The sequence below is a fragment of the Streptomyces sp. NPDC005791 genome (genome assembly GCF_042871485.1).
Lineage (GTDB): Bacteria > Actinomycetota > Actinomycetes > Streptomycetales > Streptomycetaceae > Streptomyces.
Window position 1 is genome coordinate 35,512 of record NZ_JBIAIP010000002.1, and the last position, 17,439, is coordinate 52,950.

The 17,439-nt window shown below is 72.1% G+C and carries 13 protein-coding genes; 5 read left to right on the plus strand and 8 right to left on the minus strand.

Annotation, left to right across the window (positions count from 1 at the left end; translation table 11 throughout):
* The first annotated feature begins 89 nt into the window (after positions 1-89).
* Genes ACFYSH_RS04435 through ACFYSH_RS04455 form a run of 5 tightly spaced genes read left to right on the plus strand, consistent with a single transcriptional unit; the run spans position 90 to position 6,020 of the window.
* A complete protein-coding gene (locus ACFYSH_RS04435) occupies positions 90-1,964 on the plus strand; it encodes an ABC transporter substrate-binding protein (RefSeq protein WP_388750874.1) in 1,875 nt (624 codons plus the stop codon).
* Between the two features lie 3 nt (positions 1,965-1,967).
* Positions 1,968-3,059: an ABC transporter permease gene (locus ACFYSH_RS04440; protein WP_359475394.1), complete on the plus strand. Its 1,092-nt coding sequence runs from the start codon at positions 1,968-1,970 to the stop codon at positions 3,057-3,059.
* Complete coding sequence (locus ACFYSH_RS04445) at positions 3,056-3,976, plus strand: ABC transporter permease (RefSeq protein WP_359475397.1); 921 nt, start codon at positions 3,056-3,058, stop codon at positions 3,974-3,976. Before ACFYSH_RS04440 ends, ACFYSH_RS04445 begins: the two co-directional genes overlap by 4 nt.
* Complete coding sequence (locus tag ACFYSH_RS04450) at positions 3,973-5,034, plus strand: ABC transporter ATP-binding protein (RefSeq protein ID WP_359475400.1); 1,062 nt, start codon at positions 3,973-3,975, stop codon at positions 5,032-5,034. Before ACFYSH_RS04445 ends, ACFYSH_RS04450 begins: the two co-directional genes overlap by 4 nt.
* Positions 5,031-6,020 (plus strand): ABC transporter ATP-binding protein, encoded by a 990-nt coding sequence (locus ACFYSH_RS04455; protein ID WP_359475403.1) that lies wholly within the window; start codon positions 5,031-5,033, stop codon positions 6,018-6,020. Before ACFYSH_RS04450 ends, ACFYSH_RS04455 begins: the two co-directional genes overlap by 4 nt.
* On the opposite strand, the gene ACFYSH_RS04460 is transcribed toward ACFYSH_RS04455, so the two are convergent.
* The 8 genes from ACFYSH_RS04460 to ACFYSH_RS04495 all read right to left on the minus strand — a co-directional run bounded on the left by ACFYSH_RS04460 (position 6,017) and on the right by ACFYSH_RS04495 (position 17,397).
* On the minus strand, positions 6,017-7,156 hold the full coding sequence (locus ACFYSH_RS04460) for an XdhC family protein (protein WP_388750877.1): 1,140 nt from the start codon (positions 7,154-7,156) through the stop codon (positions 6,017-6,019). The genes ACFYSH_RS04455 and ACFYSH_RS04460 overlap by 4 nt on opposite strands.
* Positions 7,157-7,235: 79 nt before the next feature.
* Entirely contained in the window at positions 7,236-8,189 is a 954-nt protein-coding gene (locus tag ACFYSH_RS04465; RefSeq protein WP_359475408.1) for a bifunctional riboflavin kinase/FAD synthetase, read from the minus strand.
* Between the two features lie 41 nt (positions 8,190-8,230).
* Entirely contained in the window at positions 8,231-11,800 is a 3,570-nt protein-coding gene (locus tag ACFYSH_RS04470; protein ID WP_388750879.1) for a trypsin-like peptidase domain-containing protein, read from the minus strand.
* A gap of 209 nt (positions 11,801-12,009) precedes the next feature.
* Complete coding sequence (gene truB, locus ACFYSH_RS04475) at positions 12,010-12,906, minus strand: tRNA pseudouridine(55) synthase TruB (protein WP_359475413.1); 897 nt, start codon at positions 12,904-12,906, stop codon at positions 12,010-12,012.
* Positions 12,903-13,367 (minus strand): 30S ribosome-binding factor RbfA, encoded by a 465-nt coding sequence (gene rbfA / locus ACFYSH_RS04480; protein ID WP_359475416.1) that lies wholly within the window; start codon positions 13,365-13,367, stop codon positions 12,903-12,905. The genes truB and rbfA overlap by 4 nt, the downstream gene beginning before the upstream one ends.
* Before the next feature lie 23 nt (positions 13,368-13,390).
* Positions 13,391-13,687, minus strand: a complete 297-nt coding sequence (locus ACFYSH_RS04485) for a DUF503 domain-containing protein (protein WP_359475419.1) — start codon at positions 13,685-13,687, stop codon at positions 13,391-13,393.
* Positions 13,688-13,853: 166 nt separating this feature from the next.
* A complete protein-coding gene (gene infB, locus ACFYSH_RS04490; protein WP_359475422.1) occupies positions 13,854-16,970 on the minus strand; it encodes a translation initiation factor IF-2 in 3,117 nt (1,038 codons plus the stop codon).
* Positions 16,971-17,118: 148 nt separating this feature from the next.
* Entirely contained in the window at positions 17,119-17,397 is a 279-nt protein-coding gene (locus ACFYSH_RS04495; RefSeq protein WP_014153747.1) for a YlxR family protein, read from the minus strand.
* Positions 17,398-17,439: the final 42 nt, after the last annotated feature.

A 17,439-nucleotide genomic window follows, 5' to 3' on the forward strand; every position in this document is an offset into this window, starting at 1 on the left:
ACCGCCGCTGATAAACCTCTCCATCACCAGCTGGCGAACCAGAGATCATCCCGCCTTCACCGTGCGAGTCATGACGCGAGGTCCAGTCCATGGTCACAAGATTTCCTCCACACACCTCCCGCCCACGCGGGCGCCTGCGTATCCTTCTCGCCTCCGGAGTCGCCGCCCTGGCGCTGGCCGCCGGATCGGTCGTCCCCGGCAACCCGCTCGGCCCCGCCCCGCAGGAGGCGCAGGCCGCCGACGGGAAGTCGACACTCACGGTCGCGGTCGCGCAGAGCGTCGACTCCCTGAGCCCGTTCCTCGCGCAGCGGCTGCTCTCCACGAGCATCAGCCGGCTGATGTACGACTTCCTCACCAACTACGACGCCAAGGACAACCACACGATCCCGGGCCTCGCCACGGCGTGGGAGCCCTCGGCCGACAAGCTGACGTGGACGTACACCATCCGGGGCGACTCGAAGTGGTCGGACGGCGAGAAGGCCACCGCCGAGGACGCGGCGTGGACCTTCAACACGATGATGACCGACGAAGGAGCCGCGACCTCCAACGGCAGCTTCGTCTCCAACTTCAAGAAGGTGACCGCGCCCAGCCCCGACAAGCTGGTCATCGAGCTGAAGCAGCCGCAGGCCACGATGACGGCGCTGGATGTGCCCATCGTGCCCAAGCACGTCTGGGAGAAGGTCGGTGACTTCTCCACGTTCAACAACAACACGGAGTTCCCGATCGTCGGGAACGGCCCGTTCATCCTGACGGACTACAAGGTCGACCGCTATGTGAAGCTCGAGGCCAACAAGGACTTCTGGCGCGGCGCACCGAAGTTCGACGAGCTCGTCTTCCGTTACTACAAGGACCAGGACGCCGCCGTCGCCGCCCTCCGAAAGGGTGAAGTCTCCTTCGTCGCCGGCAGCCCGAGCCTGACCCCCGCACAGGCCGCGTCGTTGAAGAACGCCGACGACATCAAGGTGAACGACGCCCCCGGCCGGCGCTTCTACGCGCTGGCCGCCAACCCCGGCGCGCAGACCAAGGACGGCAAGAAGTTCGGCGACGGCCACCCCGCGCTGCTGGACCAGAAGGTCCGCCAGGCGCTGTTCATGGCCGTGGACCGCACCGCCATCATCGACAAGGTCTTCCAGGGGTACGCCATGGAGGGCGAGGGCTACATCCCGCCCCGCTTCGACTCGTACTTCTGGAAACCGTCTGCCGAGCAGAAGCTCGCCTACGATCCGGCGAAGGCCGCCGCCCTCCTCGACGAGGCGGGCTACGAGAAGAACAGCGCCGGCAAGCGGACGGGCAAGGACGGCAAGCCACTCGACTTCCGCATCCTGTGCCACGCGACGGACCCGAACGACAAGGCGGTCGGCAAGTACCTCCAGGAGTGGTGGGGCGAGCTCGGCATCGGTCTGAAGGTCGACTGCCGTGACAACGTCTCCGACCCCTGGTACGCCGGTGAGTACGACCTGGCCTTCGACGGCTGGTCCGTCAACCCGGACCCCGACTTCGTCATGTCGATCCACACCTGTGCCGCGCTCCCGGCCAAGGCGAAGGAGACGGCGGCGACCGACAACTTCATCTGTGACAAGCAGTACGACGAGCTCTACGCGAAGCAGCTGGCGGAATACGACCCCGCCAAACGGGCCGACCTCGTCAAGCAGATGGAGTCGCGGCTGTACGACACGGGGTACATGAATGTCATGGCGTACCCGAATGCCGTCGAGGCCTACCGCACCGACCAGATCGAGTCCATCACGACGATGCCGTCGGACGCGGGCAACATCTACGGTCAGGACGGTTACTGGAGCTGGTGGTCCGCGGTGCCGGCCGCCGGTGCGTCGGGCGACTCGTCCGACGGCAGCGACAGCTCCATCGGAGTCCTCGTCGGTGTCGGGATCGCCGTAGTCGTCCTCGCCGGTGGCGGGCTGCTGTTCGCCATGCGTCGTCGTTCCACCGCGGAAGACCGTGAATAGTCCATGAGCACAGAAAGCACACCCGCGCTCGTGAAGGGCGCGGCGGGCGTGGGCGCTGTGGAGACCGACGGTCCGGCTCCGGCCGGACCGTCGGCCCGCAGTCCGCGCGCCCGCAGCACGACCGCGTACCTCCGATATGCGGCGGGCAAGCTGGCCGGCGCGGCCGTCTCGCTGTTCGCCGTGCTCGTCACCAGCTTCTTCCTGTTCCGTCTGATCCCCGGCGACCCGGTCAAGCAGATGACCGGCGGCCGTCAGGTGTCGACCGAGCAGATCGCCGCGATGCGCGAGGAATTCGGCCTGGACCTCCCGCTGTGGCAGCAGTTCACCGCATACTGCGGCAAGGCCCTGACCGGGGACTTCGGTACGTCCTACCAGTTCCGCGCACCGGTCATGGACAAGATCAGCGAGGCGCTGCCGGCGACGCTGCTGCTCACCGGCACCGCGTTCGTGATCTATACGGCGATCGGCATCTGGCTGGGCGCCAGGTCCGCCTGGCGTAACGGTTCGGCAGGGGACCGCTTCCACACGGCCTTCGCGCTGACGTTGTACTCGGTGCCCTCGTTCTGGCTCGGGCTGCTCCTGATCATCACCCTGTCGGTCGGTATCGGGCCGATCCCCGGCATGTTCCCGACCGGGGGAATGGAGTCCGGCAGCGAGAGCGGATTCGCCTACGTCCTGGACGTGGCCCACCACCTCGTACTGCCGGTCATCACCCTCGTCGCGGTCGAGTACGCGCGCACCCTGCTGGTGATGCGCTCCTCGCTGCTCGACGAGATGGGCAGCGACTACCTGACGACGGCCCGCGCGAAGGGACTGCGCGACGACCTCGTACGCCGCAGGCACGCCGTCCCGAACGCGATGCTGCCGACGGTGACACTGCTCTTCGTCAACCTGGGCAACACGGTGGCGGGCGCCATCCTGGTGGAGACGGTGTTCTCCTGGCCCGGCCTGGGCGGTTTGTTCTACCAGGCGCTGAGCGTGCCCGATCTGCCACTGGTGCAGGCGCTGTTCTTCGTCTTCGCCGCCGCGGTGATCCTGATGAACACGCTCGCCGATGTGATCTATCCGCTCCTCGATCCCCGGGTGGGCCGATGACGACCACGACCGACACCGCGCCGGACATCAGCCCGCGCGCGCTGACCTGGACCCGCCGGCGCCTTGCGGCGGCCCGCTTCTGGCAGCAGTACCGCGGCCACCGGGCAGGCCTGGCGGGCCTCGCCGTGCTCGCACTGATCGCCCTGACGGCGCTGGCCGCCCCGCTGCTGGTGGGCGCGGGCTCGCTGAGCGTCACCGCCGCGCCGGGCGGCCCGCTGGAGTCACCGAGCGCCGAGTTCCCCCTCGGCACCGACCAGTTCGGCCGCAGCCTGCTCGCCCTGCTGGTGTGGGGGACGCGGGTCTCGCTGACCGTCGGCCTGCTCGCCGCGTTCCTCTCCGTGGCCATCGGGACCCTGGTGGGCATCACGGCAGGCCACTTCAGGGGCTGGTACGGCACCCTCGTCATGCGGATCACGGACTGGTTCCTGGTGATGCCGACGCTGGTGCTCGCCATCGCGCTGGCCACCGTGCTCTCACGCTCCCTCTGGACGACGGTGCTCGCCATCGGCGTGACGACCTGGCCGACGACCGCGCGGCTGGTGCGCGCCCAGACTCTGTCCGTGGAGTCGCGTCCGTACATCGAGCGCTCCAAGGCGCTAGGCGGCGGGCACAGGCACATCATGTCCCGCCACGTGCTGCCCAACGTGATGCCGCTGGTGCTCGCCCAGACCACGCTGGTGATCTCCACCGCCATCCTCACCGAGGCGACCCTCGCCTTCCTCGGGCTGGGCGATCCCACGATCGTCTCCTGGGGCGGACTGCTCCAGGACGCGCGTGAGGCCGGAGCGGTCAGCTCCGGCAACTGGTGGTACCTGGCTCCGCCCGGACTCGCCATCGCGGTCGTCGCCCTCGCGTTCACACTGTGCGGCCGTACCGTCGAATCCGTGCTGAACCCCAAGCTGGGGGTGTCCCGTTGACCGCCGTGAAGACCGAGAGGGTACCGAGGCCGGAGACCGGGCAGCCGTTGCTCGACGTCCGGAACCTGCATGTCACCTACGGCTCCGGGGCCTTCGCCGTCCCGGCCGTGCGGGGCGTCGACCTGCGGGTCGAGGCCGGCCAGAAGCTGGGCATCGCCGGGGAGTCCGGCTGCGGGAAGTCGACGCTGGCGCTCGCGCTGCTGCGGCTGCTGCCCCCGTCCGCGACTCTGAGCGGCGAGATCCTGCTGGACGGCGAGGACGTCCTCACCATGAAGTGGGGGCGCCTGCGCGCCGTGCGCTGGGCGGGGGCGTCGATCGTCTTCCAGGGCGCGATGCACTCGCTCAACGCGGTGCACCGCATCGGGGACCAGATCGCCGAACCGATCCTGCTGCACGGCCGGGGGACCCCGGCGGCCGCACGCAGGCGCGCCGGTGAGCTGCTGGAGCAGGTGGGGCTCCCGGCCGCGCGGGCGGACGCCTATCCGCACGAGCTGTCCGGCGGTCAGCGCCAGCGGGTGATGATCGCGATGGCACTGGCCTGCGACCCACGGCTGATCATCGCGGACGAACCGACCACCGCCCTCGACGTGATGATCCAGGCACAGATCCTGCGGCTGATCGAACAGCTCGTCAGCGACCAGGACCTCGGCCTGATCATGATCAGCCATGACCTGGCGGTGCTCTCCGACACCTGCGACCGGCTGTCGGTGATGTACGCCGGCCGGGTCGTCGAGGAGGGCCCGGCCAAGCAGGTGTACGGGAGCGCCAGGCATCCCTACGGCAGCGCCCTGTCGGCCGCCTTCCCCCGCGTCGGCGACCTCGCGTCACGACACGCGCCGCGCGGCCTGCCGGGTGACCCGCCCGACCCGTCGGCACTTCCCTCCGGCTGTACGTTCCATCCGCGCTGTCCGGCAGCACTCGACTCCTGCGCCACCGAGGACCAGGAGCTGCGGCCGGCCGGTCCCTCCCGGCGGGTGGCCTGTGTGCTGGTGGAACCGGAAGCCACCGCCACGCCCGGTCCGCACGGCGGTGCCGAGGAAGCAAGGAGCAGCAGATGACGACCACTCCCCCGACCCCCCTGCTGAGCGCCCAGGCACTGAAGGTCGCCTTCCCCGGCCGGCGCGGGGCGGCGACCGCGCGGGCGGTCGACGGGGTCGACCTCGACGTCCGGCCCGGCGAGATCGTCGCCCTGGTCGGCGAGTCGGGCTGCGGGAAGACGACCCTGGCCCGGTCCCTGCTGGGTCTGGTGCCGCCCACGGCCGGCCGGGTCACCTTCGACGGCGAGCCCCTGGCCTACACGGGCCGGGCCCTCAAGGCGTACCGCAAGCGGGTCCAGCTGGTGCTCCAGGACCCCAGCGGGTCCCTCAACCCCCGTCACACGGTGTACGACGCGGTGGCGGAGGGCCTGCGCATCCACGGTTACGCGGGCGACGAGCGGGCGGCTGTGTCCGGGGCGCTGGCGCGGGCGGGACTGCGGCCTCCTGAGCGCTTCTTCCTGCGCCATCCGCACGAGCTGTCCGGTGGTCAGCGCCAGCGCGTCGTGATCGCGGGCGCGCTGGTCCTGGAGCCGGAGCTGATCGTCGCGGACGAGCCCGTGGCATCACTGGACGCCTCCGTGCGCGGTGAGATCCTGGCGCTGCTGCTGCGGCTGCGTGACGAGCTGGGCCTCTCGGCGCTGGTGGTGACGCATGACCTGGGGCTGGCGTGGAACATCGCGGACCGGGTGGCTGTGATGTATCTCGGCCGGATCGTGGAGACGGGGGATGTCGAGCAGATCCTCACGGCTCCCCGGCACCCGTACACCCAGGCGCTGCTGTCCGTACTGCCGGAGGCGGGCGGCGAGCCGGTGATCCTCACGGGCGAACCGCCGGACCCCTCGAAGGTTTCGTCCGGCTGCCGGTTCCATGCCCGCTGCCAGGTCCTCGCCTCGGGCGAGGCGGAGCGCGCGGGCGTCGCGGACGCGTGCCGCACGATGGATCTTCCGGTGCTGGAGGGCGGCGGGCGGACCCAGGTGGCCTGTCACTGGGCGGCGGGCAGCCCTTAGGGCGGATTCGGTGAGGACGGCCGGGCCCCGGGCCGGGGGGCGTGGTGGATCGCGCCCGCAAGCTCACCCAGAGGGCGCCCCGTGCCGCCCCAGCGGTGCTGGATGATCTCGGCCGCGATGGACACCGCCGTCTCCTGCGGCGTACGGGCTCCCAGGTCGAGGCCGACCGGGGAGGCGAGGCGGGCCAGTGCCGCTTCGTCCACCCCGGCTTCCCGCAGCCGGGTGACCCGGTCGGCGTGGGTGCGCCGGCTGCCCATCACACCGATGTACGCGGCGGGTGTGCGCAGCGCGGCGACGAGCAGGGGCACATCGAACTTCGGGTCGTGGGTCAGGACGCAGACGACGGTGCGCGCGTCCACCGGGGTCGACTCCAGATAGGTGTGCGGCCAGGCGCAGACGACCTCGTCTGCCGTGGGGAAACGCTCCGGGGTGGCGAAGGCCGGGCGGGCGTCACAGACCGTGACCCGGTAGCCGAGGAAGGACCCGATCCTCGCGGTGGCCGCGGCGTGGTCGATGGCCCCGAAGACGAGCATGCGGGGCGCGGGAGCGTAGGTCTGGACGAAGACACCGACGTCCTGCATCCGGCGCTCGCCGTGCGCGCCGTACCGGGTGGTTCCGGTGACGCCCTGCGCGAGTTGCCCGCGCGCGTCGTCGGTGACGGCCGCGTCGAGCCCCGCGTCGCCGACCGAACCGCTGACCCGTCCGGCGAGGACCATGCGGCGGGCGCCCAGCGGAGCCGCTCCGGACACCACGGTGGCGACTGCGACGGGTTCCCCGGCGGCGATGGTGTCGACAAGCTCCCGCAGTTCGTCCCGGTCGGCCTCCGTGACGTAGGGCTGGACCAGGACGTCGATGGTGCCGCCGCAGGTCAGCCCGACGCCGAAGGCTTCGTCGTCGCTGATGCCGTAGGTGCGCAGCTGGGGCCGACGCGTGGTGAGCGTCTCGGTGGCGACCTCGTACACGTCGCTCTCCACGCAGCCCCCGGATACGCTGCCGGCCACCGTGCCGGTGGCGGTCACCGCCATCGCGGCGCCGGGGGCCCTCGGCGCGCTGCCTCGAACCGCGACGACGGTGGCCAGGGCGTAGGGCGTACCGGCCGTGTGCCAGTCGCGCAGTTCCGACAGCAGTTCACGCACGTGCGGGCTTCCTCACTGCTCGACGGCTTCTGCCCTCGACCATGCCCCGGTGCCCGCGTGCGCACCACAGGAGCGGGTGTCAGGCCCGTTCGTACGCCGCGATCAGCTCGCTGGAACGCTTCACATCGGCGGCCATCGCCACGAGCAGGTCGTCGATCGTCTCGAACTTCAGCATGCCCCGTACGTAGGCGAGGAAGTCCACCGCGACGTGCAGCCCGTACAGGTCGAGGCCGACCCGGTCGATCGCGTACGCCTCGACGGTGCGTTCCGTGCCGTCGAACTGCGGGTTCGTGCCCACGGAGATCGCGGCGGGCATCGCCTCGCCGTTCACCGTGAGCCAGCCGGCGTAGACGCCGTCGGCGGGGACGGCGGTGTGCGGCAGGGTCTCCACGTTCGCCGTGGGGAAACCGAGATCGCGGCCCCGCTGGGCGCCCCGCACGACGACGCCCTCGACGCGGTGCGGGCGGCCGAGAATCTCCGCAGCGCCCGCCACGTCGCCCTCGGCGATCAGGCGGCGGGTGAGCGTGGAGGAGAAGGGCTCACCGCCACCCGCTTCACCGCTCACGTAGAGGTCGATGACCTCGGTCTCGTAGTCGTACGTCGGGCCGAGCTCCGCGAGGTACGTGACGTTGCCCGCCGCCCGGTGTCCGAAACGGAAGTTCGGGCCCTCGATGACCAGCGCGGCGTGCAGCTTGTCGACAAGCACCTTCACGATGAAGTCGGCGGGCGAGAGCTGCGAGAACGCGGCGGTGAACGGCAGGATCAGCACCGCGTCCACCCCCAGCCCGGCCATGAGCTCGGCACGCCGTTCGTGCGGTGCGAGCAACGGCGGGTGCGTTCCGGGGCGGACGACCTCGCTGGGGTGCGGGTCGAAGGTGACGACGACGGAGGGCACGCCGAGCTCGCGCGCCCGCTCGACGGCCCGGCCGATGATCAGCTGGTGTCCGCGGTGCACCCCGTCGTAGGACCCGATGGTGACGACGCTGCGTCCCCAGCCCTCAGGGATGTCCTCCAAGCCACGCCAGCAGTGCACTGTGACCGCTCCTCGCCCGAACCTGTGTACGTGTGTGTCCCTTACGCAGGTCTAAGACTGCCATGCTCACGTCCTGCGGCCTGCATCGGCATCGGGATCTCGGACCGCGAACCGCCCAGCCCCTCCACCGTGCACCGGGCGCCGGGACCCACCACGGCGGCCCATTCCTGCGGGGCGTCCGCCAGCCAGCGGGTGACGAGGGCCGCGAAACCGGGGTCGGCCCGGGCGAGTTCCACGAGACCGCGGTCGAAGCGGGCCGCGCCCTCGGGTGTCCGCACGAGGAGCGTCCCGGTGCGGTGGACCAGGGCCCGGGTCCGGGCTGCGGGTCGGCGGCCGGAGCCGGCCGCGGCCGCCCGCAGCAGGGCGTCGAGGACCTCCGGGTCCCTGCCGGTGTCCTGTTCGAACTCGAGCAGGACCTCGAGCAGCTCGGCCCGCAGCGGCCTGGAAGCGGCGCTCCCCGGGGCGGCGAGCACCCGGACCAGCGCGGCGCGTACGGACGGTGGCGCGGGGCGGTCGCGCAGCAGCCCGGCCATCAGCGGCAACAGCAGCACCCGGGCGGCCGGGCTGTGCTCCAGCCTGAGGTCGACGTAGGCGGCTGCCTCAGGTCCGGCGTCCTCGCCGTGACGGCCGCGGCTGTCGACGTAGCCGCGGACGAGCCCCGGGGCGTGCAGGGCCAGGGCCGGGGTGTCCAGGGAGGCCAGCTCCCGCAGGACGTCGCCGGCGGCCTCACCGGGCAGCGACAGACGGGCCTGCAGGGCGGCGAGTACCGGCTCGGGGTGTGCGGCGAAGACCTCGGTGAGCAGGGTCACCGGCAGCCGGGGGTCTCCTGCGGCGAAGGCCCGCAGGGCCTGCGGCAGGTAGCGGCCCCCGGTCTCCGGATCCCGCACGAGGACGGTGAGCGCCTGGGCGCGTAGGGCCGTGTCGTCCGGCCGGGCCAGCAGGGCGAGCGCCGCGCCGCGCAGCAGGGCGCGCTCGGGGCCGGGAAGGGCGCGGGCCGCGGCGAGCGTGGCGTGGGCGGCCGCGGCGGCGCGCCGCGCGGGCCGCTCCTCGTCACGCGCCCACCGGTCCACAGCCCTGCAGAGGGCGGCCGGTTCGTCCTCGGCCAGGGCGGCGAGCAGTTCGGCGGCGCGCGGGTGATCGGTGTCGGCGAGCGCCTCGGTCAGGTCGTCGACGGCGAGGTCCCGGCGGGCGTACAGGAGGGCCTGCGCGGCGGAGGCCACGGTGAGCCGCATCGGCACGCCCTCCTCGGCGGGCAGCGGGCTCTCGTCGGTGAACCAGCGGCACAGCAGTGCCTGGACGGTCGTGGGGTGGGCGGCCAGGCGCCGGGACACGGCGTCCAGATAGCGTTCGGCGCCGTCCGCACGGGGCGCGCCGTCGGCGGGCAGGAGGCGGCGCAGCAGATCGATCCGGTCGTCCTCGGACAGCCGGATCCGGCGCCAGAACCACGGCCCGAACTCGGCGTACGGACCGAGCGGGGCGGGGCCGCCGCCGGACGGGGAACGCCGGGTGATCCGTCCGGCGAGCACCCGCAGCACCCCGAGGTAGGGCCGGGCGTCCGGCACCGTGAGCAGGCTCTCCCGGAGCAGGCGGGCCGCCCACCAGGCGGCCTCGGGGAGCCGCTCCCGCGCGCCGGGCAAGGACGGCAGGCGGTCCATCGCCTCGATGAGGTCCGCCATCCGGTGGGCCAGCGTCGCGTGCCCCTGGCGCCGCTCCAGCAGGAGCATCGCCTGGAGCACCGGGCCGATGCGATGGCGCGGCACGGGGAGGTTCCGCAGGGCCGCCGGGTCCTGCGGGCCGGGGGCGGGCTTCGCGGACGCCCCCTCCGCGTGCCGGCGGTGGACCAGCGAGTGGAGCGCCGCGTCCAGGTCGAGGTGCGCGCCCTGCACCCAGTCGCCCAGCTCCTCGTGGGCGAAGCGGTATCCCGCGCCCGCCGGGACCAGCAGCCCTTCGGTGAGGACCGCCGAGGCCCACCCCGTGCGCCAGGGGAAGATCTCCTCGAAGGCCGTCCTGTCCAGTTCCCCCTGTCCGGGCCCGAGACAGCGCCTGGCCGCCTCGTGGACCTGGCCGGCCACCTTCGCCGCCAGTCTGCGGACCGCCGTGCCCCGGAGCCGGGGTTCGGCCTGAGCCCCGATCCGGACCGCGATGCGGACGCAGGTGAGGTCGAGATGGGCGGCGAAGACCTCCTCGGTCCCGGGCCTGCCGGGCGCGTCGGGGGGCAGCGCGGCCCTCACCTCGGCGAGCAGGCGCAGGGTGAGGGGGTGCCGGTCATGACCCGGGGCGATCGCGCCGGGCGGGATGCCGTACCGCTCACGGGCCCGCTCGGCCTGTTCCGCCGTGAGGTCGCCGAGCCGGACGGCGGGAGGCGAGTCCCCCACGGAGCCCTCGGGCCGCTCCGGACGGTGCAGGGATCCGGGCGGATACAGCGCGCCCGCGGTCTCCCAGTGCTCGGGGCGGCAGGCGACGGCCATCCGCACCTCGTGGGCCCGGAGCCACTCGGCCGTCGCACCGGCCCACCCGGCGAGCCGGTGGGCCGGCAGGGGCGGCATCTCCTCGGGGCCGTCCAGGACGACCAGGAGCGGGTAGCCGGAGGCCGCGGCGAGGCGGGCCACCCGCTCGGGTGTGGCGGCCTCCATGTCCCCCTGGGCCCCGGCGGCGGTGATGATCCTCCCGGAGCGCCGCAGCGCCCGGGCCATCGCGTCGGTGACCGAGGTGTCGTCGGCCAGCAGGTCCGCTCCGCGCAGCCAGAGCGTCAGGCCCGGTACGGGCCCGCGGGCCCGGCGGTCGGCCAGCGCCACGAGCTCCGTGGTGCGGCCGCTCCCCGGAGCGCCGACCAGGCCCAGCACCGACCCGGTACCGGTCTCGAAGGCGATGAACTCCGCGCTGAGGCGGGGACGTTCGACGGTCTCCGTGCCGCAGGGCCGGCCGTCGGCATGGCCGAGCGAGGTCGCGGTCAGCTGGAGCGCGCCTGCGAGGTTGAGGTCGCAGCCGTAGCCGGGGACCGCGCTCGCGTTGCGCCGTAGGACCTCTTCCAGCGGCCCCGGGGCGCCCCGGGGGCTCAGTGGCAGCGCGAGCCCGGCGGTCTCGCGCCCCGCGCTCAGCGCGGTCGAGAGGACGCCCAGCACGGCCCCGGTGCGCGGGTCCGTCACGGGCCCGCCGACGGCGGCTCCGCCGGAGCGCAGCGCGTCCCGCCCGTCCGTGCCGAGGGCGAGCTCCAGCGCCTCGCGCACGGGGTGGGCACGTCCGCCCTCGGAGTACGTCGCCGGGGTCGTGCCGAGCACCCGCGCCTCGCGCCAGCCGTGGGCGGCGATCCGCACATAGGTGCCCGTCCCGATCTGCTCGCGTACGGCGATGGGGAGCGGCTCCACCCCCAGGCTCTCCTGGCCGCCGGTGTGCAGCAGGGCGAGGCCCAGAGCGGGCAGGGCGGTGATGTCGTCGGGGCCGACGGGGCAGCTGCGGCCGTCGGCGGCCCGCAGCGTCAGTGGCTCGGGGCGTGCGACAGCCTGATGACTGGTGACGACCGTGCCGCGGTCGTCCGCGACGAATCCGGTCCCCCGCGGCCGGCCGGCCTGATCGCAGATTCTCACAAGTTTCGACCGGTCCCCGCTGCCCATGGAGCGACGGTAGATCCCGGGGGATCTTCTTCGGAAACGCACGGGGCCGAAGCGCCCCCCTCACACCCCCCGGTCACTCCGAGCGCCCGCCCGTTGGGGTGAATCCGCGGGTTCGCGTGGACAGAGATGGTCAGGGGAGGGGGATCGTGGAGCGGGCGACCGGGGGTAGGCGCCCGCTCCACGATGGGCCGGCCGCACGGGGAAGCCCGTCAGGCGAAGACGGCGAGGCTCTTGGCCTTGCCCTTCTGCTCCTCGACGAGCACCAGGAACGTCCCGTCGGGGCCGAAGACCCCGACCGGTCCCGGCGGAAACGACGGCATGTCCACCCGTACGCCGTTGAGCAGCAGCTTGGCGCGCTTCTCGTCCACGTCCCAGCGCGCGAAGGCCGAGGCGGCCGCCTGGGCGACCGGCATCACGGTCAGCTCCTGCTGGTGCTGGTCGAGGGTGCGCGCCGCGTCCAGACCGTACGGTCCCACGCGGGTGCGCCGCAGCGCGGTGAGGTGTCCGCCCACGCCGAGCCCGGCGCCGAGGTCGCGGGCCAGGGCGCGGACGTACGTACCCGAGGAGCAGACGACGGAGACGACGAGGTCGACCACCGGGGTGCCGTCCTCCGCGACCGCCTCGCGGACGTCGTAGACCCGGAAGGACGAGATGGTCACCGGGCGGGCCGGGATCTCGAACTCCTCGCCGCCGCGCACCCGGGCGTAGGACCGCTTGCCGTCGATCTTGATGGCGCTGACCTTGGACGGCACCTGCATGATCGGGCCGCTGAGGGCGGCCACCCCGGCGTCGATGCCCTCCCGTGTCACGCCCGAGGCGTCGGTGGACGAGGTGATCTCACCCTCCGCGTCGTCGGTGACGGTGTCCTGGCCGAGCCGGATCGTACCGAGGTACTCCTTCTCGGTCAGGGCGAGGTGGCCGAGCAGCTTGGTCGCTTTTTCGACACCGAGTACGAGGACGCCGGTCGCCATCGGGTCCAGCGTGCCGGCGTGGCCGACCCTCCGGGTGCGGGCGATGCCGCGCATCTTGGCCACGACGTCGTGCGAAGTGAAGCCGGACGGCTTGTCGACGATGACAAGGCCGTCCGGCGTTTTGTTCTGCGTCATGCGGAAGGTGAGCCCTCGCCGTTCTCGTCGGACTCGTCGTCCTCGGGCTTGCGGTACGGGTCCGCCCCGCCGGCGTACGTGGCGCCCGAGGACGCCTCGCGGACCTTGGCGTCCGAGGCGCGTGCCCGGTCGAGCAGGTCCTCGATCGCCTTGGCGTTGTCCGGCAGGGCGTCCGCCACGAAGGCCAGGGTCGGGGTGAACTTCGTCCCCGCCGCGGCACCGACCGCCGAGCGCAGGATGCCCTTGGCGCTCTCCAGTCCGGCGGCCGCGCTGGCCCGCTCCTCGTCGTCGCCGTAGACCGTGTAGAAGACCGTGGCCTCCCGCAGATCGCCGGTGACACGGGTGTCCGTGATGGTCACGTGCGTGCCCAGACGCGGGTCCTTGATACCGCGCTGCAGTTTCTCGGCGACCACCACCTGGATGAGGTCCGCCAGCTTCTTCGCCCGCGCGTTGTCGGCCACTGGTCCGTCTCCTTAAGCCTTGCTCAATCGTCTTCGTCGCTGTGCAGCCGCCGTCGTACGGACAGCAGTTCCACTTCCGGCCGGCCCGCGATCATGCGTTCGCACCGGTCGAGTACGTCTGTGAGGTGTCCGGTGTCCCCGGAGACCACGGCAAGACCGATCTCGGCCCTGCGGTAGAGGTCCTGGCCGCCCGTCTCCGCGACGCTCACCGCGAACTTGCGCTGCAGCTCGGCGACGATCGGGCGGACGACGGCGCGTTTCTCCTTCAGCGACCGTACGTCGCCGAGGAGCAGGTCGAAGGACAGAGTCCCCACGTACATGTGTGTCCGGATGTCCCGCCGGTTCGGGGTCGCGCCCCGCCATCGCTTGGCGGGGACACCCAGAACCGTACACGGAACGGCCGGGGCCGATCGACGGAAATACGACCCGTCGACCGGCCCCGACTGTGGAGGTGGGCCCGGGGTCTCCCCCGGGCGTCCCCGTTGATCAGCCTCGCGGCTTCTCGCGCATCTCGTACGTCGCGATGACGTCGTCGATCTTGATGTCGTTGAAGTTTCCGAGGTTGATACCGCCCTCGAAACCTTCGCGGATCTCGGTGACGTCGTCCTTGAAGCGACGCAGACCGGAGATGTTGAGGCTCTCCGCGATGACCTTGCCATCGCGCAGCAGGCGCGCCTTGGTGTTGCGCTTGACCTCGCCGGAGCGGACCAGCACACCGGCGATGTTGCCCAGCTTGGACGAGCGGAAGATCTCGCGGATCTCCGCCGTGCCGAGCTCGACCTCTTCGTACTCCGGCTTGAGCATGCCCTTGAGGGCCGCTTCGATCTCTTCGATCGCCTGGTAGATGACCGAGTAGTACCGGACGTCCACGCCTTCGCGTTCGGCCATCTGCTCGGCACGCCCTGCGGCGCGCACGTTGAAGCCGATCACGATGGCGTCGGAGCCGGTCGCCAGGTTGATGTCCGACTCGGTGACCGCACCCACACCGCGGTGCAGGACCCGGATGTCGACCTCTTCGCCGACGTCGAGCTGGAGCAGCGAGGACTCGAGAGCCTCCACCGAACCGGACGCGTCGCCCTTGATGATGAGGTTGAGCTCCTGGACCAGACCGGCCTTGAGCGCCTCGTCCAGGTTCTCCAGGGAGAACCGGACACCCTTGCGGGCGAAGTTGGCGTTGCGCTCACGGGCGGCACGCTTCTCGGCGATCTGACGGGCCGTACGGTCCTCGTCGACGACCAGGAAGTTGTCGCCGGCACCCGGCACGTTGGTGAGACCCAGCACCAGGACGGGGGTCGAGGGACCCGCTTCCTGGACGTTGTTGCCGTTGTCGTCGAGCATCGCCCGGACACGGCCGTAGGCGTCGCCGACGACCATCGTGTCACCGATGCGCAGCGTGCCTCGCTGGACGAGGACGGTCGAGACGGCACCGCGGCCGCGGTCGAGGTGGGACTCGATCGCAATACCCTGCGCGTCCTGCTCCGGGTTGGCCCGCAGGTCGAGCGAGGCGTCGGCGGTGAGGACGACGGCCTCCAGCAGTGCCTCGATGTTGAGGCCCTGCTTGGCGGAGATGTCGACGAACATCGTGTCGCCGCCGTACTCCTCGGCCACCAGACCGAACTCGGTGAGCTGACCGCGCACCTTGGTCGGGTCGGCACCCTCGACGTCGATCTTGTTGACCGCGACCACGATCGGCACCTCGGCCGCCTTGGCGTGGTTCAGCGCCTCGATCGTCTGGGGCATCACACCGTCGTTCGCCGCCACCACGAGGATCGCGATGTCGGTGGACTTCGCACCACGTGCACGCATGGCGGTGAACGCCTCGTGACCCGGGGTGTCGATGAAGGTGATACGGCGGTCCTCGCCGTTGACCTCGGAGGAGACCTGGTACGCACCGATGTGCTGCGTGATCCCGCCGGCCTCGCCCGCGACGACGTTCGTCTTGCGGATCGCGTCCAGCAGTCGGGTCTTACCGTGGTCGACGTGACCCATGACGGTCACGACCGGCGGACGGGAGACCAGGGCCTCTTCGCCGCCCTCGTCCTCACCGAACTCGATGTCGAAGGACTCGAGCAGCTCGCGGTCCTCCTCCTCAGGGCTGACGATCTCGAGGACGTAGTTCATCTCGTCCGCGAGGAGCCTCAGTGTCTCGTCGGAGACGGACTGCGTGGCGGTGACCATCTCGCCGAGGTTCATCATCACGGCGACGAGCGACGCCGGGTTGGCGTTGATCTTCTCCGCGAAGTCGGTCAGGGACGCGCCGCGCGACAGCCGGACAGCCTGCCCGTTGCCGCGAGGCAGCATGACGCCGCCCACCGACGGGGCCTGCATGGCCTCGTACTCCTGGCGCCTCTGACGCTTCGACTTGCGACCACGACGCGCGGGACCGCCGGGACGGCCGAACGCACCCTGTGTGCCACCACGGGCACCCGGGCCGCCGGGACGTCCACCGAAGCCGGGACGACCGCCGAAGCCGCCGCCACCACCGGGACGGCCTGCGCCGCCACCGCCACCGGGACCACCGGGACGGCCGGCGAAGCCGCCACCGCCACCACCGGGACCGGCCGGACGGCCTGCGAAGCCACCGCCACCGGGACGACCGCCGCCGCCACCGGGACGACCGCCACCGGCGCCGGGACCACGGCCACCGCCGGGGCCGCCACCGGGACGCGGGCCCGCAGCGGGACGCTGCGGCATCATGCCGGGGTTCGGACGGTTACCCGAGGGGGCACCGCCCGGACGGGGAGCCTGCGGACGGGGCATGCCGCCCGGGGAGGGACGTGCGCCACCCTGACCCTGCGGGCGCGGGGCGCCGCCGGGACCACCCTGGGGGCGCGGGGCGCCGGGGCGCTCCTGACCGCCACCGGGGCGCGGGGCACCGCCGGGACGGGGCGCCTGGGGGCGCGCCATGCCGGTGGAACCGCCGGAGGTGAAGGGGTTGTTACCCGGACGGGGACCGGCCGGGCGGGAGCCGCCCGGGCGCGGTGCGTTCTGGCCCGCGGGACGTGCGGGGCGGTCTCCGCCACGCTGGCCACCGTCGCGGCCGCCGTCACGCTGACCGCCGTCGCGCTGACCGCCGGCCGGGGCCGGACGGGCAGGACGCGGTCCAGGGGTGGCACCCGCGGGACGCGGGGCCTGCTGGGGCGCGGCCGGCTGCTGGGCCGGAGCCGGAGCCGAGAATTCCGCGGCGGGCACCGGAGTGACCGGGGCGGGCTTCGGCGCGGGCTTCGGGCCCGGACGGGGGCCCGCAGACGGCGTGGACGGCGCGGAGGGCGCCGCGGGGGTGCTGCTCGCCGGAGTCTCGGCAGCGGCCGGCTTGGGGGCCGGTGCGCCGGGCTTCGGGGCGGCGGGACGTGCCGCAGCGGCCGGGGAGGGCGCTGCGGGCTTCGCGGGGGCGGCCTTGCGGGGCGCGCCAGGCTTTGCAGCGGACTTGCCGGCGTTGCCACCGGGACCCTGCAGTGCGTCAGTCAACTTGCGTACGACCGGCGCCTCGATCGTCGAGGACGCCGAACGGACGAATTCACCGAGTTCTTGGAGCTTGGCCATGACGACCTTGCTCTCCACCCCGAACTCCTTGGCGAGTTCGTATACCCGGACCTTAGCCACTTCGCTCCTTTTAGGTCCGGGTTACCGCCGGACCGTCGCTACTTCATGGGCGTACTCATCGCGTACTCATCGAGTGCTCATCGCAATCTCGACCTACTTCCAACTCGCGAGGTACCTGACCGCACGGGGACCCGTGCCGTTCACTTTCTTACGGTGTCACCCGTTCGACGAACCGCTGCAGTGCGGCGGAATCGAACGGCCCCTTGGCCTTGAAGGCCCGGGGGAACGCCCGGCGGCGAACCGCCAGGTCCAGACAGACGGAGGCGGGGTGTACGTATGCACCCCGGCCGGGCAGCGTACCGCGTGGATCGGGGACAACTTCTCCCTCGTCCACCACGATGCGCAGCAACTCGCTCTTGGCCGCTCGCTCCCGGCATCCCACACAGGTTCGCTCGGGGCAAGCGCGGGCGTGCGTCCGGCCAGACACGCTAAGTCTACCTCCCCGCACCGACCTCACCCCTTCGGGGCA

Coding starts and splice junctions, on each gene's coding strand:
- ACFYSH_RS04485 (WP_359475419.1), bottom strand. CDS start 13,687: ATGTACGTGGGGACTCTGTCCTTCGACCTGCTCCTCGGCGACGTACGG.
- truB (WP_359475413.1), bottom strand. CDS start 12,906: ATGACGCAGAACAAAACGCCGGACGGCCTTGTCATCGTCGACAAGCCG.
- ACFYSH_RS04445 (WP_359475397.1), top strand. CDS start 3,056: ATGACGACCACGACCGACACCGCGCCGGACATCAGCCCGCGCGCGCTG.
- ACFYSH_RS04435 (WP_388750874.1), top strand. CDS start 90: ATGGTCACAAGATTTCCTCCACACACCTCCCGCCCACGCGGGCGCCTG.
- ACFYSH_RS04440 (WP_359475394.1), top strand. CDS start 1,968: ATGAGCACAGAAAGCACACCCGCGCTCGTGAAGGGCGCGGCGGGCGTG.
- ACFYSH_RS04470 (WP_388750879.1), bottom strand. CDS start 11,800: ATGGGCAGCGGGGACCGGTCGAAACTTGTGAGAATCTGCGATCAGGCC.
- ACFYSH_RS04455 (WP_359475403.1), top strand. CDS start 5,031: ATGACGACCACTCCCCCGACCCCCCTGCTGAGCGCCCAGGCACTGAAG.